Origin of the sequence: Clostridium oceanicum (assembly GCF_039521385.1) — a bacterium.
GTDB classification, from domain to species: domain Bacteria; phylum Bacillota; class Clostridia; order Clostridiales; family Clostridiaceae; genus Clostridium_F; species Clostridium_F oceanicum.
The window spans coordinates 443,664-462,368 of record NZ_BAAACG010000010.1; the positions used below are offsets into that span (position 1 = coordinate 443,664).

The following is an 18,705-nucleotide window of genomic DNA, read 5'->3' on the forward strand; positions in this document are numbered from 1 at the left end:
AATATATTTACTTGGTAATTTAAAACTTGAAATACATTGTAATCAGATTTTAAATCTAATTTTTATTTTGTTTAGAATTATCATTAAATAGTGAAGGATCTAAATTCATAAGTAATTTTGTTAATGAATCACTCTCTTTAATTTTCCATTTTCCTTCTACTTTAGTTAAAGAAATATCACCAGTTCTATCTGTATATTTAACCTTATCCATAGATTCTATGAAGATTTTTTCATACATCTTCTTCTGCTCCGCTTCTGTAGGTTTCTTTCCTGAAAAAGCTTCAGAAAATGCCATATTAATTCCTTTTTTCATGCTTTCTCCTAATACTGTTGCAATATCCGGTCCTTTTACTTTAACATTAACTTTTGCAGTATCACCATCTACATTTTCAGAATTTATTGTATAAGTTAACTTTTTAATAGCTTCACCTATTTTCTTTGTTGTTGGATCTTCAGCTTTCTTATCTTTATCCTTTTTATTTTTATCTAAAGTTTTATTTACTAAATTTGAAAAATCTCCATTTTCTCCTTTTTTAACTTCATCAAGATAATTTTTAACAGTATCTGTTGGTGTTTTAGCTCCACATCCATATAGACCCATTGTAAATATCAATACCAATAGGAACGGAACTAATATTTTGATTTTTTTCATTTGTATCCCCCCAAAATAATTATAGATTATAAGCAATATTAAATCATAAAATTAATAACAATTTATATATCTCAAGCTATATTTTACCATAAAACATTATAATTTTCTATAATACATTAAAATTTTACATAATATGAATTTTAAATTATATAATCTAAAATTTGGAGGTTATTTTTTTAAAATCTATATGCCCTGGTAAAAGAAGTAAAAGACTGAACAAATTAAAGTTTAGGTTGCTATTATTTTATATTATAATAACTTTTAATTATATTTTTTATATAACTCCCATCTTCTATCTTTTAAATAAAAGGGATTTTTCATGGGGCCCCTTTTACCTTCTCTTATATTTTTTAAATTTTCTAAATCTAAATCAAAAACTATTATATTTTCATCGTCTTTTTTATAGGAAGAAACTAAATTCCCATATTGATTCCATAGGGCTAACCCTTTAAAATTGCAAGCTGCAATATACACCCTATTATCATAAGCCCTTGCTGCCATGTATTTTTCCCATACACTAAATCTTTTTTCTCCATTCATAGGAGAAGCAAAGGGGGCAAATATAATCTGAGCTCCCTGTCTTGACATAATAGACACAACCTCTGGAAAATGTAAATCATAGCATATTCCAATACCAAATTTCACTTCTTCTATATTTTTTAATGAATTGATTTTAAAAACAGGCAATTCATCTCCTGCTAAACAAAATTTTTTCTCATTTTCACCTAAATGAGTTTTTCTATACTTTTCTACTCTTCCATCTGGGAAAGTAACTACTTGAGTTATATACCTGATACTATTTTCTATCTCTAACAACCCTACTATTATTGTAATATTTTTATTCTTAGACATTTTCAAAAGTCTTGAAGAAATACATCCTGGGATTTTTTCTCTTAAATTTCTTGGAAAGTTTCTATCATATCCACACAAAGATATTTCTGGAAAACAAATTATTTCCGCTCCCTTATCTGAGGCTTTATCTACAAAATCACTAATTTTAGTTAAATTCTCCTCTTTATTTGAAACAATAGATTCCATTTGTACTAAAGCAATTCTAAATTTATTCATATCTAACCTTCTTTGTTTTAATATGTTACTTTTTTTATCCTTAATTTATAAAACAAACTATTATAAAACACATTATAATAGTTATTGCTCTATTATTTAAAGCCTTTAATATTTACTTTTTTATTAAATAAAACTCCTTTAATATAGTATCATACAAGAGAACTCTACCCTCATTAAAATACAAATAGAGATTTTCCCTTCCTATTATAGTATAATTATTTTAGCAAGACATATAAATCATATTAAAATAAATAACTAATTATAATCTAATATTTTTATGATTTTCTTTTATATGATTTTTATTAGGAGGTTTTAAAATGCTTAACAGTAATTATATACTAACCTTTGGTTTAAAAGAAAGTGAAAATCAAATTATTAAAAACCATTTAGATTCTACTAAATGCAAAATAATAACTACTGAAAACTATACTGATTTAATAACTGAAAGCTATTTTCTATCTATAATAAATGGAAAAAAACTAAATCACAATGAATCTAATGATTTAATTGAATTTTACTTAGAAGTTGATAGTAATTTATCTAAAAAAATTATTCTAGATCAAAAACCTAATACATTATCAGATGCTTCAAAAGCTACTATTTTCACAAGTTTTGAAGATTTAGAAAAAAATATTGATAAAATAATTGAAAAAGCCTATAGGAAAAGTAAAAAAGCTGAAACTAATGCAGCTTCCTTAAGATATGCAATTAGAATTCTTAGTGAAATAAAAAAATACCCAGGAATTTCAACAAATGAACTATCTAAGAAAATTAACCGTACTTCTTTAGTAGTCCAAAGATATATTGAAGCCCTAGGTATTGCTGGTGAATCCATCGAGTATGATAAAAACCTAAAAGGATGGAACCTTAAAAATGGCAAATCTCTTTTAATGGAAGATCTTTAAAATTCTTTCTTCTATATAAAATTTTAAGCCTCCCTTTTATTTATATGTTCTTTTTATTCTGTATACAAATCTTATATTTTGAAATATTATAATTGTTTCTATAAAAAATAGATGAGGCTAAATATCCTAAAAACAATGCATTTATAAAACTAACTACTATTCTTCCAATTCTAAAGCTATCACTAAAAGCTATATAACTAGAAAGCATAACAACAGTTCCTACAAGTATAGCTATTATATGATATATAAATTTATTTTTTATAGATACATCTAAGCTTAATTTTCTTTCTTTCATTTTATAAAGAAAAATTAATATTATTATAAACCCTAAAATAGTGCCACCATGTTGAAGTATTTTATATACATAAATTTTATGTCCTAATAAATCTATTGTTTGTCTAAGAAAATTTAGTTTTAATACAAAATATCCAGTTTTATGTGTAAAAGAATCTAGAAATACATGAGTTATCATTCCTATAACACTAGAATACATGAAAACTACAACTTCTTTTATATTAGTTACATTATTTCTTGTGTACAAAAAACTCCAATAATATTTTGATATAAAATTAGGTAAATTTAAAATAAAGGGATCTTTTATATATTTATGGTATATATAATTTAATAAAAAACATAATGGTATATTAACTATAATAGATCCTAGAATAGTATGACCTAAATTACTACTTGGACTAAATAACATAAAATATATAAAATCTGGCGCCATAGATCCTAGTATTAATCCACTTAAATTCAAATGCTTATTTTTTATAAACACTACTGCCCCTGGATGTGCTAATGTAAATGGCATGAAATCCCCCTCTATTTATTCAACTTTACTATTCCTTAAAAACACCTTTTCTTTTATTCTAACTTAAAATTCTGTATTTTTGTCTTACAGTTTTGTAAGTTATATAAAAGGGTATTCTTAGGCATATAGAAATATATAAAGGAGTTTCATACTTAATGAACAAATTAGATAATTAAAAACTATCCCATTAATACAATATATTATTTTAAATCTTAACCTTAATATATAAATAAAATTTAGTTTCTATATTATATGATTATTATTTCTAAGAAGAAAATAAGTTTCCTCTACCAAGATCCTTAGTATTATCAACCCTACTATTTTTATAATTAGTTTTATTTTCCCATTTAAGTAATGTAGCTGAATTCAATATTACAATAACAGAACCTGCATTATGTACTAAAGCTCCAATAACAGGATTAAGTATACCTGTCATGGCAAGTACTATTGCAATAAAATTTATACCCATTGAAAAAATCATATTAAGTTTAATTGTTGTCATCATTCTCTTTGAAAGACCAATTAAATGTGGTAGCTTTAAAACATCATCGTTTACAAGAGCAATATCTGCAGCTTCTACTGCTATGTCACTTCCAATACCCCCCATAGCAATTCCAACATCTGAAATTTTAAGTGCTGGTGCATCATTAATTCCATCACCTACCATACAAATAGATTCTTTATTTTTCTGATATTTTTTGATAGACTTAAGTTTATCTTCTGGCAAACACTCTGATACAAAATCAGAAATCCCAGTTTGTTTTGCAACATGCTCTGCTGCTTTTTTATGATCGCCAGTTAATAATAAAGGAGTTACCCCTAATTTTTTTACTTCTTTTAACATATCCACTACATTTTCACGAATCACATCAGAAAGTGCAATAAATCCTACTAAAACTCCATCTATAGATACCCAAATAATAGTACACCCATCATTTATATATTCCTCTTCTTCTTTTATATGAAAATCACTAATCTCAGTACCACTTTCCGCCATAAGGTCTTTATTTCCTACAAAAATAACCTTGTTATCAAAAGTTGCTTTAACGCCCTTACCTATAAGAAGTGAAAAATCCTTAGGTTCTTTTATTTTCTTATAATCTTCATTATAGGATGCAACAATTGCTTTTCCTAAAGGATGTTCAGAACGTAATTCTGATGAAGCAACAATCCAATTTAATTCTTCTGTTGAAATACTATCTAAAAAAGACTTTATAGCTACTACAGTAGGTTTTCCATAAGTAAGTGTTCCTGTTTTATCAAAAGTAATTCTTTTAACCTTTGATAATTTTTCTAAAGCATCTCCTTCTTTAACAAGAAATCCATATTTAGTTCCATTTCCTATTGCAGCCATTATAGCTGTAGGAGTAGCTAAAACTAAAGCACAAGGACAAAATACAACAAGCACTGTTACTGCACGAATAATTTCACCTGTAAAAATCCATGTAATAATTGCAAAAGTTACAGCAAGAATAACAATCCAAGTTGCAAAACGATCTGCAATGCCTACAATTTTTGCTTTATCTGCATCTGCTGACTGAACAAGTTTTACCATACGCTGTAGAGAACTATCTTTTCCCACTTTTGTAGCTTCCATATCAAAACTTCCAATTTGATTTACCGTTCCACTGAATACTTCATCGCCTTTAATTTTATCTACTGGTATAGGTTCACCGGTCATAACAGACTGGTCAACAGAAGTTTCTCCTTTAAAAATCACTCCATCTACTGGAATAGTTTCACCAGGAAGAACACGAATCAAATCACCCTTCTTAACCTTTTCAGCAGAAATCATAGTTTCTTTTTCATCTTTAATAATTCTTGCACTAGTAGGTGTCAAATTCACTAGTTTTTCAATTCCAGCTCTTGCTTTAGCTACAGTTATCTCTTCTAATAATGCTCCTATTTGCATAATAAAAGCTACTTCACCAGCTGCAAAGGTCTCTCCAATGATAATTGCTGCAATTAAAGCCATAGCAACAAGAACATCTGCTTTTATATCAAAACGAGTAAAAAGACCAATAGAAGCTTCAATCAAAATAGGAATTCCACATAAGAAAATCGCTACCCAAGCAGCATTAAATGGTAACTCAACAAAATTAAATAAACTAATAATAAGTGCAATACCAGAAACAACTAAAAATAAAATATTTCTTTTTATTTCATCTTTAAGAATAGAAATCATTTTATCGCCCTCCTCTTTCTACCTATACCCCTATAGGTACAATACAATTTGTATTATATCTATATAACTATTTTTTGTCAATAAAAAAAGAGTACCACTTTTTAAATGGTTCCTATATCAAATCCATTTAAAAAGTTACTCTTTTATATTTCTTAATTAAGTTATAATTACCTTAATAATCTAATCTATTAAACTAAATAGATTAGCACTATATCAATAATTACTTTAAAACAATTAAATAAAGCATCCTCAAAAATATAATACTTAGGTTACTGTTACATTCTTGAAAAGTATTCTATAGCTTTTGCAAAATTGTCTATAGTTTTATCTGCATCTCCATGTTCTATTCCATCTCTTACACAATGGTGTAAATGTCCTTCTAATACTATCTGTCCTGCCTTATGTAAAGCACTTTTCGCCGCATTAATTTGCATTAAAATATCCTCACAGGGAATATCCTTATCAATCATTTTATCAATAGCATTTATTTGCCCCATAATCTTTTTAAGTCTACGATGTAAATTTTTAGAATCCATACATTCACGCATATACCCAACTCCTTTCATACTAATAGGGGTATATGTACATATTAGCTATAATCAATTATCTTGTCAAATATATTACTGTAAATACCAATATATATCTTACTACTGCTACCTTATCACTTATTTTTTGCTCTTTTTTTAAAGCTTCTTAAAATAACGTCATTATCTATAAGAGCTACAACTATATGGAAATTTTCACAAGTATTATATTTTTCAATTATAGTTTAATAAAAAATACACCTAGGACACTTTATTAATAAAATATCCTAAGTGTATTTAGATTTTCAATACTGATTACATGTTAACTGATTCACCGTGAGCTTCTTTTTCATCTATAACTAAGCTGTTTAATTTTTTATCTAATGCCCAAAGAACAAGTCCACATACTATAGCTATAGCTGCTACTGTAAAATACACTGGTGCAAATTTGAATTTTAATGTAAATTCATATAAATAACCATAACATTTTGCTGCAAAGAAACTAGCAAGTACCCAAACACTCATCATAAGTGTTAATACTCTACCTGGTGAAAATTTAGCTATAAATGAGTTTCCAAGTGGTGAGAATACCATTTCACCAAGAGATAATACTATACCAAATACAACAAGCCATGCAAGTGGTAAAAGAGAATCTCCTCTTGTAACATCTGCCATTGCAAATATTATATAAGATACACCTAAAAGCATCATACCTAAGCCTGTTTTCTTAAACATACTCATGTCACCTTGAGGTCTTTTAGCAAGTTTTGCCCAAACTTTACCAAGAACTGGTCCAAGTGTTATACAACATAAAGCATTTAATGAATCAAACCAAGCTGTTGGAACTTTAAAACTACCTATCATCCAATTTGCAAGTCCGTTGTCTCCACCCCAGTAATAATATACAGGCATATATGCTAAATACCAGAATAGCCAAAATACTATAGAGAAGAAAGAAACTAATATAATAGCTCCAACTCTTTTCTTTTCAAGACTTGTAAGAGGTCTTTTTTCCTCTTTGTTTTCTTCTTTTTCTGATTTTATTTCTTTATGTTCATCAACTTTAAATGGTTTTTTACCAGCATCACCTAAGAATTTCCATCCACAGACAAATATAAATGCATAAACAAATGTCATTATTGCACAAATTAAAAAACAGAAAGAATATCCCATAACTCCTGCAAGTACACCAAGTACTGTTGTTCCTATAAATGATCCAAAATTAACGTAAGAATACTGAATAGAAAAAGCACTATCTAACTGCTTTTGATCATCAAATAATCTACCGGTTATAGCACTTACCTGGGATTTAAATAGGCCTGTACCAATTGATACTAATACAATCATAATATTAATCATAGTAGCACTTGTAGCTTGCCATGCTACTAAGTAACCTGCACCCATAAAAATTAAACCTAGTGGAACAAGATATCTAGCACCTATAAAACGATCTGATATAAATGATCCAACAAGTGGTGCAGCATATGTCCATGCAACTAAATTCGCAGACATTTTTGCTGCATCTGCAGGTGTAAGTCCAAGTCCACCACTTGCTACTTTAGCAACTACAAATACTGCAATTAACCACTTTGCTGAATAAAACGCAAATCTTTCAAATGTGAAAGCAAGCGAGCAAAAATAAAAACCCACTGGTGTTTTCTTTTTGTTTTCCATTTTTTCATTCCCCCTATAACAAATTAATTATTACGCATGTATTTAAAAAACTATATGCTCTAATTTTTTAAAATTAGCACACTAGCTTCAAATACCATAAGTTATGGTATTATTTAGCGTAGCTATTTTTCTAATTTTAAATAGCCCCCCTTATTATTGTATGTTTTAAGAAAAATATAAAAACATATAAATATGATAATTATTTTTATATAACATCATGTTTTGTCATATATGTTAATATAATAATAAATTATCCATTTATAAGATATAATAACATATTTTCCCTAACAATTAAATAAGAATTCTAAAAATTTCGAAAAAATAAAAAAAATTTCAATAATTTATACTTTTCTATGATATTAAAAAACTAAAAACTCATATTATAATGCTAATTTTACAAAAAAGAAGCCACTTTAAATGGCTTCTTTTTAAAAAATCATATAAATATTATTCATTTATATAAAACAGAACGAAATAAATAATTTATAGCTTGTACAACTTATTTTAAATACATTTTATTAATTATTAGCTAGCTTGCTCTACTTTACTATCTTCTTCTTCAACAACTAGGCTATTTAATTTTCCATCTAGTGCCCAAAGAATAAGTCCACATACTATAGCTATAGCTGCAATTGTAAAGTATGCTGATGAAAATTTGAATTTTAATGTAAATTCATATATATATCCATAAGATTTTGCTGCTATAAATACAGCCAATACCCAAACACTCATCATAAGTGATAGTAATCTAGGTGGTGCAAATTTAGTTATAAATGAATTCCCAAGTGGTGAAAATACCATTTCACCAAGAGATAAAATAATACCAAATACAACAAGCCAAACAATTGGTAAAAGACTTCCGCCTCTTGCAATATCTGCTGTTGCAAATATTACATAAGATATACCAAGTAAAATCATACCTAAAGCAGTTTTCTTAAACATGCTCATATCACCTTTAGGTCTTTTAGCAAGTTTTGCCCAAACTGCTGCAAGAACTGGTCCAAGTGTTATACAACATAATGCATTTAATGAATCAAACCAAGATGTTGGTATTTGGAAACTTCCTATCATCCAGTTAGCAGCTGCATGATCTCCTGCCCAATAGAAATATACTGGCATGTATGCTAAATACCAAAATACCCAGAAAACTACTGAAAAGAAAGATACTAATATAATAGCTGCAACTCTTTTCTTTTCTATTGATGTAAGAGGTTTCTTTTCTTCTTTCTTTACTGCTTTTACTTCTTTGTGTTCATCAATTTTGAATGGTTTTTTACCAGCATCTCCTAAGAACTTCCATCCAACTAAAAACCAAGCAGCATCGATAAATAGCATTATTCCACAAATTAAGAAACAAAAAGCATATCCTTTACTTCCTGCAATTAATCCAATAGCTGTTGTTCCTATAAAAGATCCTACATTAACAAAAGAATACTGAATAGAAAAAGCACTATCTAGTTGTTTTGGATCATCAAACAATCTACCAGTTAAAGCATTTGTTTGAGGTTTAAATAATCCTGTTCCTATAGATACTAATACTATCATTAAATTAACCATAGTAGCACTAGTTGCTTGCCATCCTACTAAATAACCTGCTCCCATTAAAATCATTCCTACTGGAATTAAGTATCTTGCTCCTATAAAACGGTCAGATATGATTCCCCCAAAAAGTGGTGCAAGATATGTAAATGCAACTAAGTTTGCAGACATTTTTGCTGCATCTGCAGCTGTAAGTCCAAGACCTCCATCTACTACTTTAGCAACTACAAACATTGCAATTAACCATTTTGCTGAGTAAAATGCAAATCTTTCAAGTGTGAAAGCAACTGAGCATACATAAAACCCAAATGGTCTTTTTTGTGTGTTTTCCATTTTCCATTCCTCCCTATAAAAAAAGTAATATTACGTATGTATTTCAAAAATCACATGCTTTTCTCTTTGTAAAGATAAAAGAAAACGATTTCAAATACCATAAGGTATTAAAAGTTTAGATATTTATAATTATATTTGTCAGAAAATATTTATTTTTAGAATAATTTTGTATATATTTATTTAATAAGTAAAATTAATACCTATAGCTTAGATATATGTCAAAAAAGTATTATATTTCCTCTACCTACCCTATAATAGCACATTTTTTGCCATTAGTAAAAAGAAAAATTTCAATAATTTAAAAAATTAATCTACTATCATAATAAGCAAAATACTAAAATCTAAGTTATAGCTTAAATATATATGCAATATATTAAAAATTCTAAACATGATTTTTTAAATTATAATTGAAAAAAGTTTTTTTGATTCCATCTTTAAAATTATGATTATACAAATAAAAAGAAGCCATTTTATAGAAAATGGCTTCTTTTATAACTATTATATTATCAAGTTAATTTAATTTGCTTATATATTTTATTAAGCTGCTACTTCTTCTTTACCTTCTTCTTTAACTAGGCTGTTTAATTTCTTATCTAATGCCCAAAGAATAAGTCCACATACTATAGCTATAGCTGCAATTGTCAAATATGCATTTGCAAATTTAAATTTTAATGTAAATTCATATACATAACCATAAGATTTTCCTGCTATAAATACAGCAAATACCCAAACACTCATCATAACTGTTAATAATCTAGCTGGTGAAAATTTAGCTATAAATGAATTTCCAAGTGGTGAAAATACCATTTCACCAAGAGATAATACTACACCAAATGCAACTATCCAAGCGATTGATGCAAGGTTACCTCCTCTTGTAATATCTGCTACTGCAAATATTACATAAGATAATCCTAGAAGTATCATACCTAAAGCTGTTTTCTTAAACATGCTTAAATCCCCTTTAGGTCTCTTAGCAAGTCTTGCCCATACTTTAGCAAGAACTGGTCCAAGTAAAATACATGCTAATGCATTTAATGAGTCAAACCAAGATGTTGGTATTTTGAAACTTCCTATCATCCAGTTAGCTGCTGCATTATCGCCACCCCAGTAAAAATATACTGGCATATATGCTAAGTACCAGAATACCCAGAACACTACAGAGAAGAAAGATACTAATACAATAGCTGCAACTCTTTTCTTTTCCATTGAAGTAAGAGGTTTCTTTTCCTCTTTTTTATCTTCTTTTACTTCTTTACGCTCATCAACTTTAAAAGGTTTCTTACCTGCATCCCCTAAGAATCTCCAACCAAATATAAACCAAATGGCATCAATAAACATCATTATTCCACAGATTAAGAATGCAAATGAATAACCATTAGTAGCTGCTATTATACCAATAATTGTTGTTCCTATAAAAGAACCAACGTTAACAAAAGAATATTGAATAGAAAAAGCACTATCTAATTCTTCTGGATTATTAAACAATCTACCAGTTATAGCGTTTGTTTGAGGTTTAAACAATCCTGTACCGATAGATACTAATACTATCATTAAATTAACCATAGTAGCACTTGTTGCTTGCCATCCAACTAAATAACCTGCGCCCATAAATATCATTCCTACTGGAACAAGATATCTAGCACCTATAAAACGGTCTGATATAGTTGACCCTATAAGTGGAGCAAGATAAGTAAATGCAACTAAGTTTGCTGATATTTTTGCTGCATCTGCAGTTGTAAGACCAAGACCACCTTGTGTTACTTTAGCAACTACAAATACTGCAATTAACCATTTTGCTGAATAGAATGCAAATCTTTCTAACGTGAAAGCAAGTGAGCATACATAAAAACCAAGTGGTTTTCTTGCTGTTTTCTCCATTTTAAATTCCCCCTACTAAAAAATATTATTATTACGTCTGTATTTAAAAAACCACATGAACTCCTCCATTTAGGATGAACATAATGATTTCAAATACCATAAGGTATGATAAAAAACATTTACACATTTCTCATCCTTGTTACTTAAAACTAGTACCAAATTACAAATTAAATTTAAAGATTTAAGCAGTATCCCCTGTAGTTTGTTAAAAAAATGACATTCTATGATAAATTCAAATACGAAAAGATGGTAAGTTCCATATATTCGTCTTATTAATTGCTAGAAATTCATTCTTTTTTAATTAGACATTTATTTTGTTTTTTATCATAATATCGAGAAATTTCAACATTTTATTCTCTGTTAATCATAGAGCAAATTTCATAAGCTCGTATATTATATAAAAATACAACTTTTTGTCATAATATGTCGTCCACTCATAACATATAATAACACAAAATTTTAAATAGTACAAAAAAAATTTCAGTATTTTTAAAAAATTTTTTGAAAAATGAAAACGTTATAAAAATTTTGATATCTACATTGACTTTTGTAGTTAATAATATTATGATGTTAGTATTTGGTGACTAAACTAGGAGGGATTAACTATGGATATGAACAAATTAAACAGAGTACTTAAATCAATGGAGGAACATAATATTCCCCAAATGATTATCTCTGATCCAACAGCTATTTTTTATTTAACAGGAAAATGGATTATCCCAGGGGAGAGATTACTAGCATTATATTTAAATGTTAATGGTAATCACAAAATTGTTATTAATGAATTATTCCCACAAGAAGAAGATCTTGGTGTAGAAATTGTATGGTATAATGATATTGAAGATGGAGTTGAAATTCTATCTAAATTTGTAGAAAAAGACAAAGTTATAGGTATCGATAAAGTATGGCCATCTAAATTTTTATTAAGACTACAAGAACTTGGAGCTGGAAGCAAATTTGTTAATGGTTCTTTAATTGTTGACTATGTAAGAATGGTTAAAGATGAAAAAGAAATTGCTATTTTAAAAGAATCTTCAAGATTAAATGATCTTGTAATTGATGAATTAATTCCTTGGGTAGCAAAAGGCTTAACTGAAAAAGAATTAAATGCTAAAACTCGTGAAATTTATAAAAAACATGGCATTAATGAAGTTTCTTTCGATCCAATCACAGCATATGCTAAAGGAGCTGCAGATCCACATCATGTAACAGATGATTCAAAAGGAAAATTTGGAGATTGTGTTATCCTAGATATTGGTGGATTCTATAAAAACTATGCATCAGATATGACTAGAACTGTATTTATCGGTGAAGTTTCTGAAAGACAAAAAGAAATATATAACATAGTTTTAGAAGCAAACTTAAGAGGTATTGCTGCTGCAAAACCTGGAAATAGAATGTGCGATGTAGACTTAGCTGCAAGAAACTACATTGAAGAAAAAGGATATGGAAAATATTTCACACATAGAACTGGTCATTCTTGTGGTTTAGAAGACCATGAATTTGGTGATGTTTCTTCTGTAAATGAAGATATCATTAAACCAGGCCAATGTTTCTCTGTTGAACCTGGAATATACCTTCCAGAAGAAGGAATAGGTGTTCGTATTGAAGATCTTGTTATAACAACTGAAGATGGCTGCGAAGTATTAAATAACTATACAAAAGACATAATCGTTGTTCCTGAATCTAAATAAGATTTAGGAACTTGTTATGAAATTTGTCGAACTTATAACAACTCAAAAAAATAAAGGTTAGGAGATTTGTTATGAAAATTACTGAAGGCTATATGCCATATCTAGAATATAAAACTTACTATCGTATAGTTGGTGAATGCACTGGAAATAAAAAACCTTTAGTTTTATTACATGGTGGACCAGGCTCTACACATAATTATTTCGAAGTACTTGATAAAGTTGCTGAAGATGGACGTGCTGTTATTATGTACGACCAGTTAGGATGCGGATTATCAAACACACCTTCCCGTCCTGAATTATGGAATGCAAAAACATGGATTGATGAATTAGTTAAATTACGTGAACACTTAGGTTTAGATGAAATTCACCTACTTGGACAATCTTGGGGTGGAATGCAAGCAATAGAGTATGCTTGTGAATATAAACCAAAAGGAATAAAAAGCTATATTCTATCTAGTACTTTACCATCTGCTGCATTATGGGAAAAAGAACAACGTAGAAGAGTTTCTTATCTTCCAAAAGATATGCAAGAAGCAATAAGAAAAGCTGAAGAAGCTAATGATTATTCATCAGAAGAATATAAAAAAGCTGAAGCAGAATTTATGGTTCGTCACTGTGCTGGAGAAGTTACAGAAGACTCACCAGAATGCTTAAGACGTCCAAAAGTTGCTGGAACAGAGGCTTATGTAACTGCATGGGGCCAAAATGAATTTAGCCCATCTGGTACATTAAAGAACTTTGATTTCATGAAAGAAATTGAAGATATTAAAGAACCTTGTTTAATCACAAGTGGATTACTAGATCTTTGCTCACCACTTGTTGCAAAAACAATGTATGACAAAATCCCTAATTCAGAGTGGGAATTATTTGAGTACAGCCGTCATATGCCATTTGTAGAAGAGAATGAAAAATATATAAAAGTACTTAATGAATGGTTAAATAAGAACGACTAATATATTATAGTATGTTATAATCTTAACTATAACATAGTTTTAAAACATATAAAAAGGCTGTCATATTTATATGACAACCTTTTTTGTATAATCCCTAATATAATCTTTTTTTATTTAATAAAATTAATATATTCCAAACACTCTTTTCAATAATTTAATTTTATAAAATCTCATACTTACACTATACCCTCATTGTTCAATTCTAATTTATTTTTATCATCTAATTCGCCAGCAAGTTTAAATCCCTGTTTTGCTAGTATTACTGCTATCACTTCATTAATAACTGCCGCAGCTGCAATAGTTCCTTGAATAATTTCCGCATACTGTGGTGCAGGTTTCATAAGAGTACTTACTGCAATCCCTGTAAAAATCAAAGAAACACCTGAGTGTGGCAATAACGTAAGTCCTAAATATTTTTTTACAGTTATAGGCGCCTTTGAAATCAAAGCACCAAAATAAGCTCCCCCTAGTTTACCAATAGCACGAGCTACTATATAAACTGCAGTAAATATACCTGCTCCTAAAATCAAATGGAAATCTAGTGGTGCACCTAAATTAATAATAAGAACAATCATTGTTAATATAATCACTATATTTACATCTTCTGTTATTTGCTTTAATCTTTCTTTTGGTATTATATTGGCAAAAGTAGTAGAAAAAGTTACACCTACAAGCATCAAATTCATCATAGGCTTTGGCAAAATACTCTCATTTATATACATTCCTATTCCAGTTGTAATTATAATACATGTAAGTACTAATAAAATCGTACTCTTTTTCTGAACCTCTTTTTTAAGAACAAATGATGTTATAAATCCAGTTACAACTCCTACTATAATAGATAATAAAATCATTAATGGCACATAATAAAGTGGTATGCTCCCGCCTGCTAAAAGATTAGAAACAATGCCTATTACCATAAAAAAAACTATTAATGCAATAACATCATCTAAAATAGCCAATGGCATAAGCGTCCTTGTAACTGGTCCTTTTGCCTTATACTCATTAATAATAGATAAAGAAGGTGCAGGAGCTGTTGCTAATGCAATGGAACCAAAAATAAATGCTAGATAAATTGGAATATCTATAAATGCAAAAATACATCCAAAAGCTAAACTAACAATGAAAAAAGCACCAAATGCTTCTGTAAAACATATAGTTAAAATTTGTTTTCCTGATTTTTTAATATCTTTCCAAATCAATTCTGTACCAATAAAAAGTCCTACTGATACTTCACAAATGCTATTAATAATATGGTACCATGTACTGTTAAGCATACTATTACTTAACCATCCTAATGCATAAGGTCCAATTATCATTCCTGTCAATAGCCACCCTAAAATAGCTGGCATTCTTACTTTTCCAACTAACTTCCCCATTATTATTGCAATAATAATAAAGCTAATTAAAAATATTATACCTTTCATCATGTCTATTCCCTCCAATAATATATCTATAATCCTAACTAATTATGAAAATTATCATTTCACAATCCCGTATAAAAGCATATTAATCATATCTACATATTCTTTAGTATATTTTTCTACAGCCCACGATTCATCACATCTATACTTTGAGTTATTATGTTGAATTTTCATATGGATATAATTCCCTAAACCTAATATTGTTTCTATTACGTCCTCTATAATAACATTAGTCTTTAAATTCAAATGATTTACAATACCTCTCCAAAAATCTTTATTTTTTTCATCTATTGGTTTTCTTAAAACAGTAATTTCATATAATAAATGTTTTGGTGGAGTAAATGTAGCTGTATAAAATATCTGTTCATAATAAGGGTATTCATGAAAAAACTCAAATCTTTTTTTTATATAATCTTTAAAATTACCTTCTATATTTCCATTATTAAATTCAAAGTTTTTTTCTAGATAGTCACTTAAATCCATAAAAAGATTTTTTACACAAAGAAGAAAAATCTCATCTTTGTTTTTATAATAATGAAACAATAGTCCTTTTGAAATATTATTATTATTACAAATATTATTAATAGATGCTGCTGGATACTCTTTTTCTCCAAACTCCTTTAAACTAGCTATTAAAATTCTTTGTTTACTAATTTTATTTTGTTCTTCTCTATTCAAACCTATAACCTTCCTTCTAAATGAACAAAAGTTTAAATGTATAAATCATAAATATTCATTGTATAATTTCACATAAAGCTCCTATTCTTTAAATTTACTTTTTCATATACCTTAAGCAGTTTATTAAAAATCTATATTTTCTTTAATAATAAAAACTATAAAACAAACTGCTTGGTCTGTTTTATAGTTTAACAAATTTTATCATTAAATTCAACAACTGAAAATTTAACTTTTACTACCTTTTATATAATCATAAAATAAAAGAGTAAATAAATAAATTTGTTCTTATACAAATCATCTACTTACCCTTTCATTTTGATTATAGGCTTTAGTTTTGTTTTTTATTGTTATATTTTTTTATTTTTCTCATCTTATGTTTTTGAAAGAAATGTGGAGAAAAACTTTCATTTTAATTATTTACATTTTTTTGTTTTGGTTTAGAAGAAAGGTGAAAAACCTTCCTCGTTTTTTTATTTGTATTTTTATTTAAAATTGTATTTTGTTTTGATTTTAAAGAAAGAGTGAAGAATCTTCCTAATTTTTTATTTGTATCTTAATTTAAACTTGTATTTTGTTTTTTGTTTTGGTTTTAAAGAAAGAGTGAAGAATCTTCCTTGTTTTATATTTATATTTTGTTATTTTCTTTTAATAAAGAAATGTAATAAACAATGGTTATTTTTTAATTATTATTTTACTTTTAATTTGGACTTGTTTTATAACTAACCTTATTTGCAGCTTTTCCTATATCAAATCCTGATATGTCTCCAGTAGCTCTATCAACTATTATATTTGCTTTTTTATCCCCATCTTCATAGAATAATGCAACTGAATTAAAGTTAAAGCCACCTCCAACTTTATCCTTTTGTAGATGTGCCTGAAACTCTTCTTGTTTTACTAATTTTGGATTTTGTATATTATCAAGTTTATTTTTCACTAAAAATTCTTTAGCTTTATTTTTAGCATCTTCAATACTTATTAAATTTTTAGATTTAATTTTACTTTCATCTAATTTCACTTCATGGTTAACTGATAAAAGCTCTCTTGTTTTACAATCAAAATTCACATTGTATGTTTCTTCTTTTGATTCAAAATATAAATAAGTTGTTCCATATCTAACATTGATTTTCATATTTTGAAACCTTTTTATACTATCTTCAGTACTTTTTATATAAGTATTCAGCTGTTTTTTAGCTTTTTCCATTCCTTCTGTTTCCTTAATGTTTAATAGATTAGTAGTCATAAAATATTTAAACTTTTCCAAGGAATCATTTTCTTCCTTTACTGAAACATTTTTTATATCATCAATATTAATTGACTTTATTGTTTCTAAGGTTTTCTGTCCTTGTTTAATTTTTTCATCTATGCCTGTTATCTTTTGCTCTTTTGTTTTTGTTATTACATTAAGTTTCATTTTGTTTAAATTTGGTGATTTTCCAAAATAATCTTTAACAGCTTTTATGGCATCCTTTTTTAAATCTTCATCTGATACTTTTTGATTTTTTTCAGCATAAACTATATTCTCATTAGTACTATGTTTTATAGTATTACTATGCATATTGTAATTAGAGGCTACTAAAACACTTAAAGCTAGAACTCCTATCATAATATTTCTTTTTTTCATTTTTATTACCTCCACATTTTTTGTTTACAAGTTTATTATAGCGAAGGCATATAATCAATCTTTATTTAAATTGTCAAATAGTTGTAAAGTTAGCTCTATAGACTAACTTTACAATTATTTACTTCATAGTACATTATTTAAAACTATATACAAGTGTTTATGAACTTCTTCTATTTTGCTTTACAATATATAATTAAAATCAAAAGGTTTATTTAACTAAGAAATTTTAATTTGTATATACTTTTGAAATTTCTTTATATCTTTTTTTATTTACTCCCATATCTGAATATCCAGATCTTGAAGCTGATCTATACTGAATTTTTTTATTTTTTTCATCAAAATAAATTTCAATATCATCATGAAATTTCATTTTCCCTGTAGTATCTACTGCATAAATATAATTTCTTTTTTCTTCTTTTATCTTTATATTTCCGTATGAACTTAAAGATTTTTTCATTGCTTCTTTAGTCTTTTCTAATGTACTTTTAAAAGATAAAGGTTCTATTCTCTTATTCTCTATCTTCGTTTCTGTAGAAACTGCATTATCCTTATCAGGTATTTCTCTTAATCTACCTTCCTCTAATCCAAGCTCAATAGATGGCTTTTTATTTTGAACAAAAAGTACTACAGCAAACAATAATGCTAATCCTAATATTATAAGTAAAAACATTCTCATAATCTTTATTCTCCTTTTATTTAAAAGTTTTTCATAAAACTCCTACATTTTATTATTCAAACCATTCTTTTAGCTTTAAACTTAGTTCTA

General features: G+C 27.7%; 15 protein-coding genes. 3 read left to right on the forward strand and 12 right to left on the reverse strand.

Annotated features, from left to right (window positions below; translation table 11 throughout):
* Nucleotides 1-55: 55 nt before the first annotated feature.
* Together ABDZ71_RS12505 and ABDZ71_RS12510 are read right to left on the reverse strand one after the other, a co-directional pair.
* Complete coding sequence (locus ABDZ71_RS12505; RefSeq protein WP_343761990.1) at nt 56-652, reverse strand: hypothetical protein; 597 nt, start codon at nt 650-652, stop codon at nt 56-58.
* 261 nt (nt 653-913) lie between these two features.
* Nucleotides 914-1,720 (reverse strand): nitrilase-related carbon-nitrogen hydrolase, encoded by an 807-nt coding sequence (locus ABDZ71_RS12510; RefSeq protein ID WP_343761992.1) that lies wholly within the window; start codon nt 1,718-1,720, stop codon nt 914-916.
* A 317-nt stretch (nt 1,721-2,037) separates the two neighbouring features.
* On the opposite strand from ABDZ71_RS12510, the gene ABDZ71_RS12515 reads away from it, so the two are divergent.
* Complete coding sequence (locus ABDZ71_RS12515) at nt 2,038-2,625, forward strand: winged helix-turn-helix transcriptional regulator (RefSeq protein ID WP_343761993.1); 588 nt, start codon at nt 2,038-2,040, stop codon at nt 2,623-2,625.
* 40 nt (nt 2,626-2,665) lie between these two features.
* Here ABDZ71_RS12515 and ABDZ71_RS12520 read toward each other — a convergent pair whose 3' ends face one another.
* The 6 genes from ABDZ71_RS12520 to ABDZ71_RS12545 all read right to left on the reverse strand — a co-directional run bounded on the left by ABDZ71_RS12520 (nt 2,666) and on the right by ABDZ71_RS12545 (nt 11,569).
* Nucleotides 2,666-3,436, reverse strand: a complete 771-nt coding sequence (locus ABDZ71_RS12520; protein ID WP_343761994.1) for a DUF4184 family protein — start codon at nt 3,434-3,436, stop codon at nt 2,666-2,668.
* Nucleotides 3,437-3,701: 265 nt separating this feature from the next.
* A complete protein-coding gene (locus tag ABDZ71_RS12525) occupies nt 3,702-5,621 on the reverse strand; it encodes a heavy metal translocating P-type ATPase (RefSeq protein WP_343761995.1) in 1,920 nt (639 codons plus the stop codon).
* Between the two features lie 275 nt (nt 5,622-5,896).
* A complete protein-coding gene (locus ABDZ71_RS12530) occupies nt 5,897-6,169 on the reverse strand; it encodes a metal-sensing transcriptional repressor (protein WP_343761996.1) in 273 nt (90 codons plus the stop codon).
* 291 nt (nt 6,170-6,460) lie between these two features.
* Nucleotides 6,461-7,819 (reverse strand): peptide MFS transporter, encoded by a 1,359-nt coding sequence (locus ABDZ71_RS12535; protein ID WP_343761997.1) that lies wholly within the window; start codon nt 7,817-7,819, stop codon nt 6,461-6,463.
* 525 nt (nt 7,820-8,344) lie between these two features.
* Entirely contained in the window at nt 8,345-9,691 is a 1,347-nt protein-coding gene (locus tag ABDZ71_RS12540) for a peptide MFS transporter (RefSeq protein WP_343761998.1), read from the reverse strand.
* Nucleotides 9,692-10,228: 537 nt separating this feature from the next.
* Nucleotides 10,229-11,569 carry a peptide MFS transporter gene (locus ABDZ71_RS12545; protein WP_343761999.1) on the reverse strand — a complete coding sequence of 447 codons (1,341 nt, stop codon included), beginning with the start codon at nt 11,567-11,569 and terminating at the stop codon, nt 10,229-10,231.
* Nucleotides 11,570-12,174: 605 nt separating this feature from the next.
* Between ABDZ71_RS12545 and ABDZ71_RS12550 the strand changes: the two genes are divergently transcribed.
* The gene (locus tag ABDZ71_RS12550; protein ID WP_343762000.1) at nt 12,175-13,263 is read left to right on the forward strand and encodes a M24 family metallopeptidase; all 1,089 of its coding nucleotides are present in this window, start codon (nt 12,175-12,177) and stop codon (nt 13,261-13,263) included.
* A gap of 71 nt (nt 13,264-13,334) precedes the next feature.
* Complete coding sequence (gene pepI / locus ABDZ71_RS12555; protein ID WP_343762001.1) at nt 13,335-14,216, forward strand: proline iminopeptidase; 882 nt, start codon at nt 13,335-13,337, stop codon at nt 14,214-14,216.
* 176 nt (nt 14,217-14,392) lie between these two features.
* On the opposite strand, the gene ABDZ71_RS12560 is transcribed toward pepI, so the two are convergent.
* The 4 genes from ABDZ71_RS12560 to ABDZ71_RS12575 all read right to left on the reverse strand — a co-directional run bounded on the left by ABDZ71_RS12560 (nt 14,393) and on the right by ABDZ71_RS12575 (nt 18,615).
* Nucleotides 14,393-15,646, reverse strand: coding sequence for a cation:proton antiporter (locus ABDZ71_RS12560; RefSeq protein ID WP_343762002.1), 1,254 nt, complete (start codon nt 15,644-15,646; stop codon nt 14,393-14,395).
* Nucleotides 15,647-15,697: 51 nt separating this feature from the next.
* Nucleotides 15,698-16,318, reverse strand: a complete 621-nt coding sequence (locus ABDZ71_RS12565) for a TetR/AcrR family transcriptional regulator (protein ID WP_343762003.1) — start codon at nt 16,316-16,318, stop codon at nt 15,698-15,700.
* Between the two features lie 697 nt (nt 16,319-17,015).
* A complete protein-coding gene (locus ABDZ71_RS12570) occupies nt 17,016-17,939 on the reverse strand; it encodes a hypothetical protein (protein WP_343762004.1) in 924 nt (307 codons plus the stop codon).
* A 226-nt stretch (nt 17,940-18,165) separates the two neighbouring features.
* On the reverse strand, nt 18,166-18,615 hold the full coding sequence (locus tag ABDZ71_RS12575; protein WP_343762005.1) for a DUF1499 domain-containing protein: 450 nt from the start codon (nt 18,613-18,615) through the stop codon (nt 18,166-18,168).
* Nucleotides 18,616-18,705: the final 90 nt, after the last annotated feature.

Excerpts from the sequence above, each read along its gene's own strand:
- ABDZ71_RS12550 (WP_343762000.1), top strand. The coding sequence starts at position 12,175 with ATGGATATGAACAAATTAAACAGAGTACTTAAATCAATGGAGGAACAT.
- ABDZ71_RS12520 (WP_343761994.1), bottom strand. The coding sequence starts at position 3,436 with ATGCCATTTACATTAGCACATCCAGGGGCAGTAGTGTTTATAAAAAAT.
- ABDZ71_RS12545 (WP_343761999.1), bottom strand. The coding sequence starts at position 11,569 with ATGGAGAAAACAGCAAGAAAACCACTTGGTTTTTATGTATGCTCACTT.
- ABDZ71_RS12560 (WP_343762002.1), bottom strand. The coding sequence starts at position 15,646 with ATGATGAAAGGTATAATATTTTTAATTAGCTTTATTATTATTGCAATA.
- ABDZ71_RS12535 (WP_343761997.1), bottom strand. The coding sequence starts at position 7,819 with ATGGAAAACAAAAAGAAAACACCAGTGGGTTTTTATTTTTGCTCGCTT.
- ABDZ71_RS12540 (WP_343761998.1), bottom strand. The coding sequence starts at position 9,691 with ATGGAAAACACACAAAAAAGACCATTTGGGTTTTATGTATGCTCAGTT.
- ABDZ71_RS12515 (WP_343761993.1), top strand. The coding sequence starts at position 2,038 with ATGCTTAACAGTAATTATATACTAACCTTTGGTTTAAAAGAAAGTGAA.
- ABDZ71_RS12530 (WP_343761996.1), bottom strand. The coding sequence starts at position 6,169 with ATGCGTGAATGTATGGATTCTAAAAATTTACATCGTAGACTTAAAAAG.
- ABDZ71_RS12505 (WP_343761990.1), bottom strand. The coding sequence starts at position 652 with ATGAAAAAAATCAAAATATTAGTTCCGTTCCTATTGGTATTGATATTT.
- ABDZ71_RS12525 (WP_343761995.1), bottom strand. The coding sequence starts at position 5,621 with ATGATTTCTATTCTTAAAGATGAAATAAAAAGAAATATTTTATTTTTA.
- pepI (WP_343762001.1), top strand. The coding sequence starts at position 13,335 with ATGAAAATTACTGAAGGCTATATGCCATATCTAGAATATAAAACTTAC.
- ABDZ71_RS12575 (WP_343762005.1), bottom strand. The coding sequence starts at position 18,615 with ATGAGAATGTTTTTACTTATAATATTAGGATTAGCATTATTGTTTGCT.
- ABDZ71_RS12570 (WP_343762004.1), bottom strand. The coding sequence starts at position 17,939 with ATGAAAAAAAGAAATATTATGATAGGAGTTCTAGCTTTAAGTGTTTTA.
- ABDZ71_RS12510 (WP_343761992.1), bottom strand. The coding sequence starts at position 1,720 with ATGAATAAATTTAGAATTGCTTTAGTACAAATGGAATCTATTGTTTCA.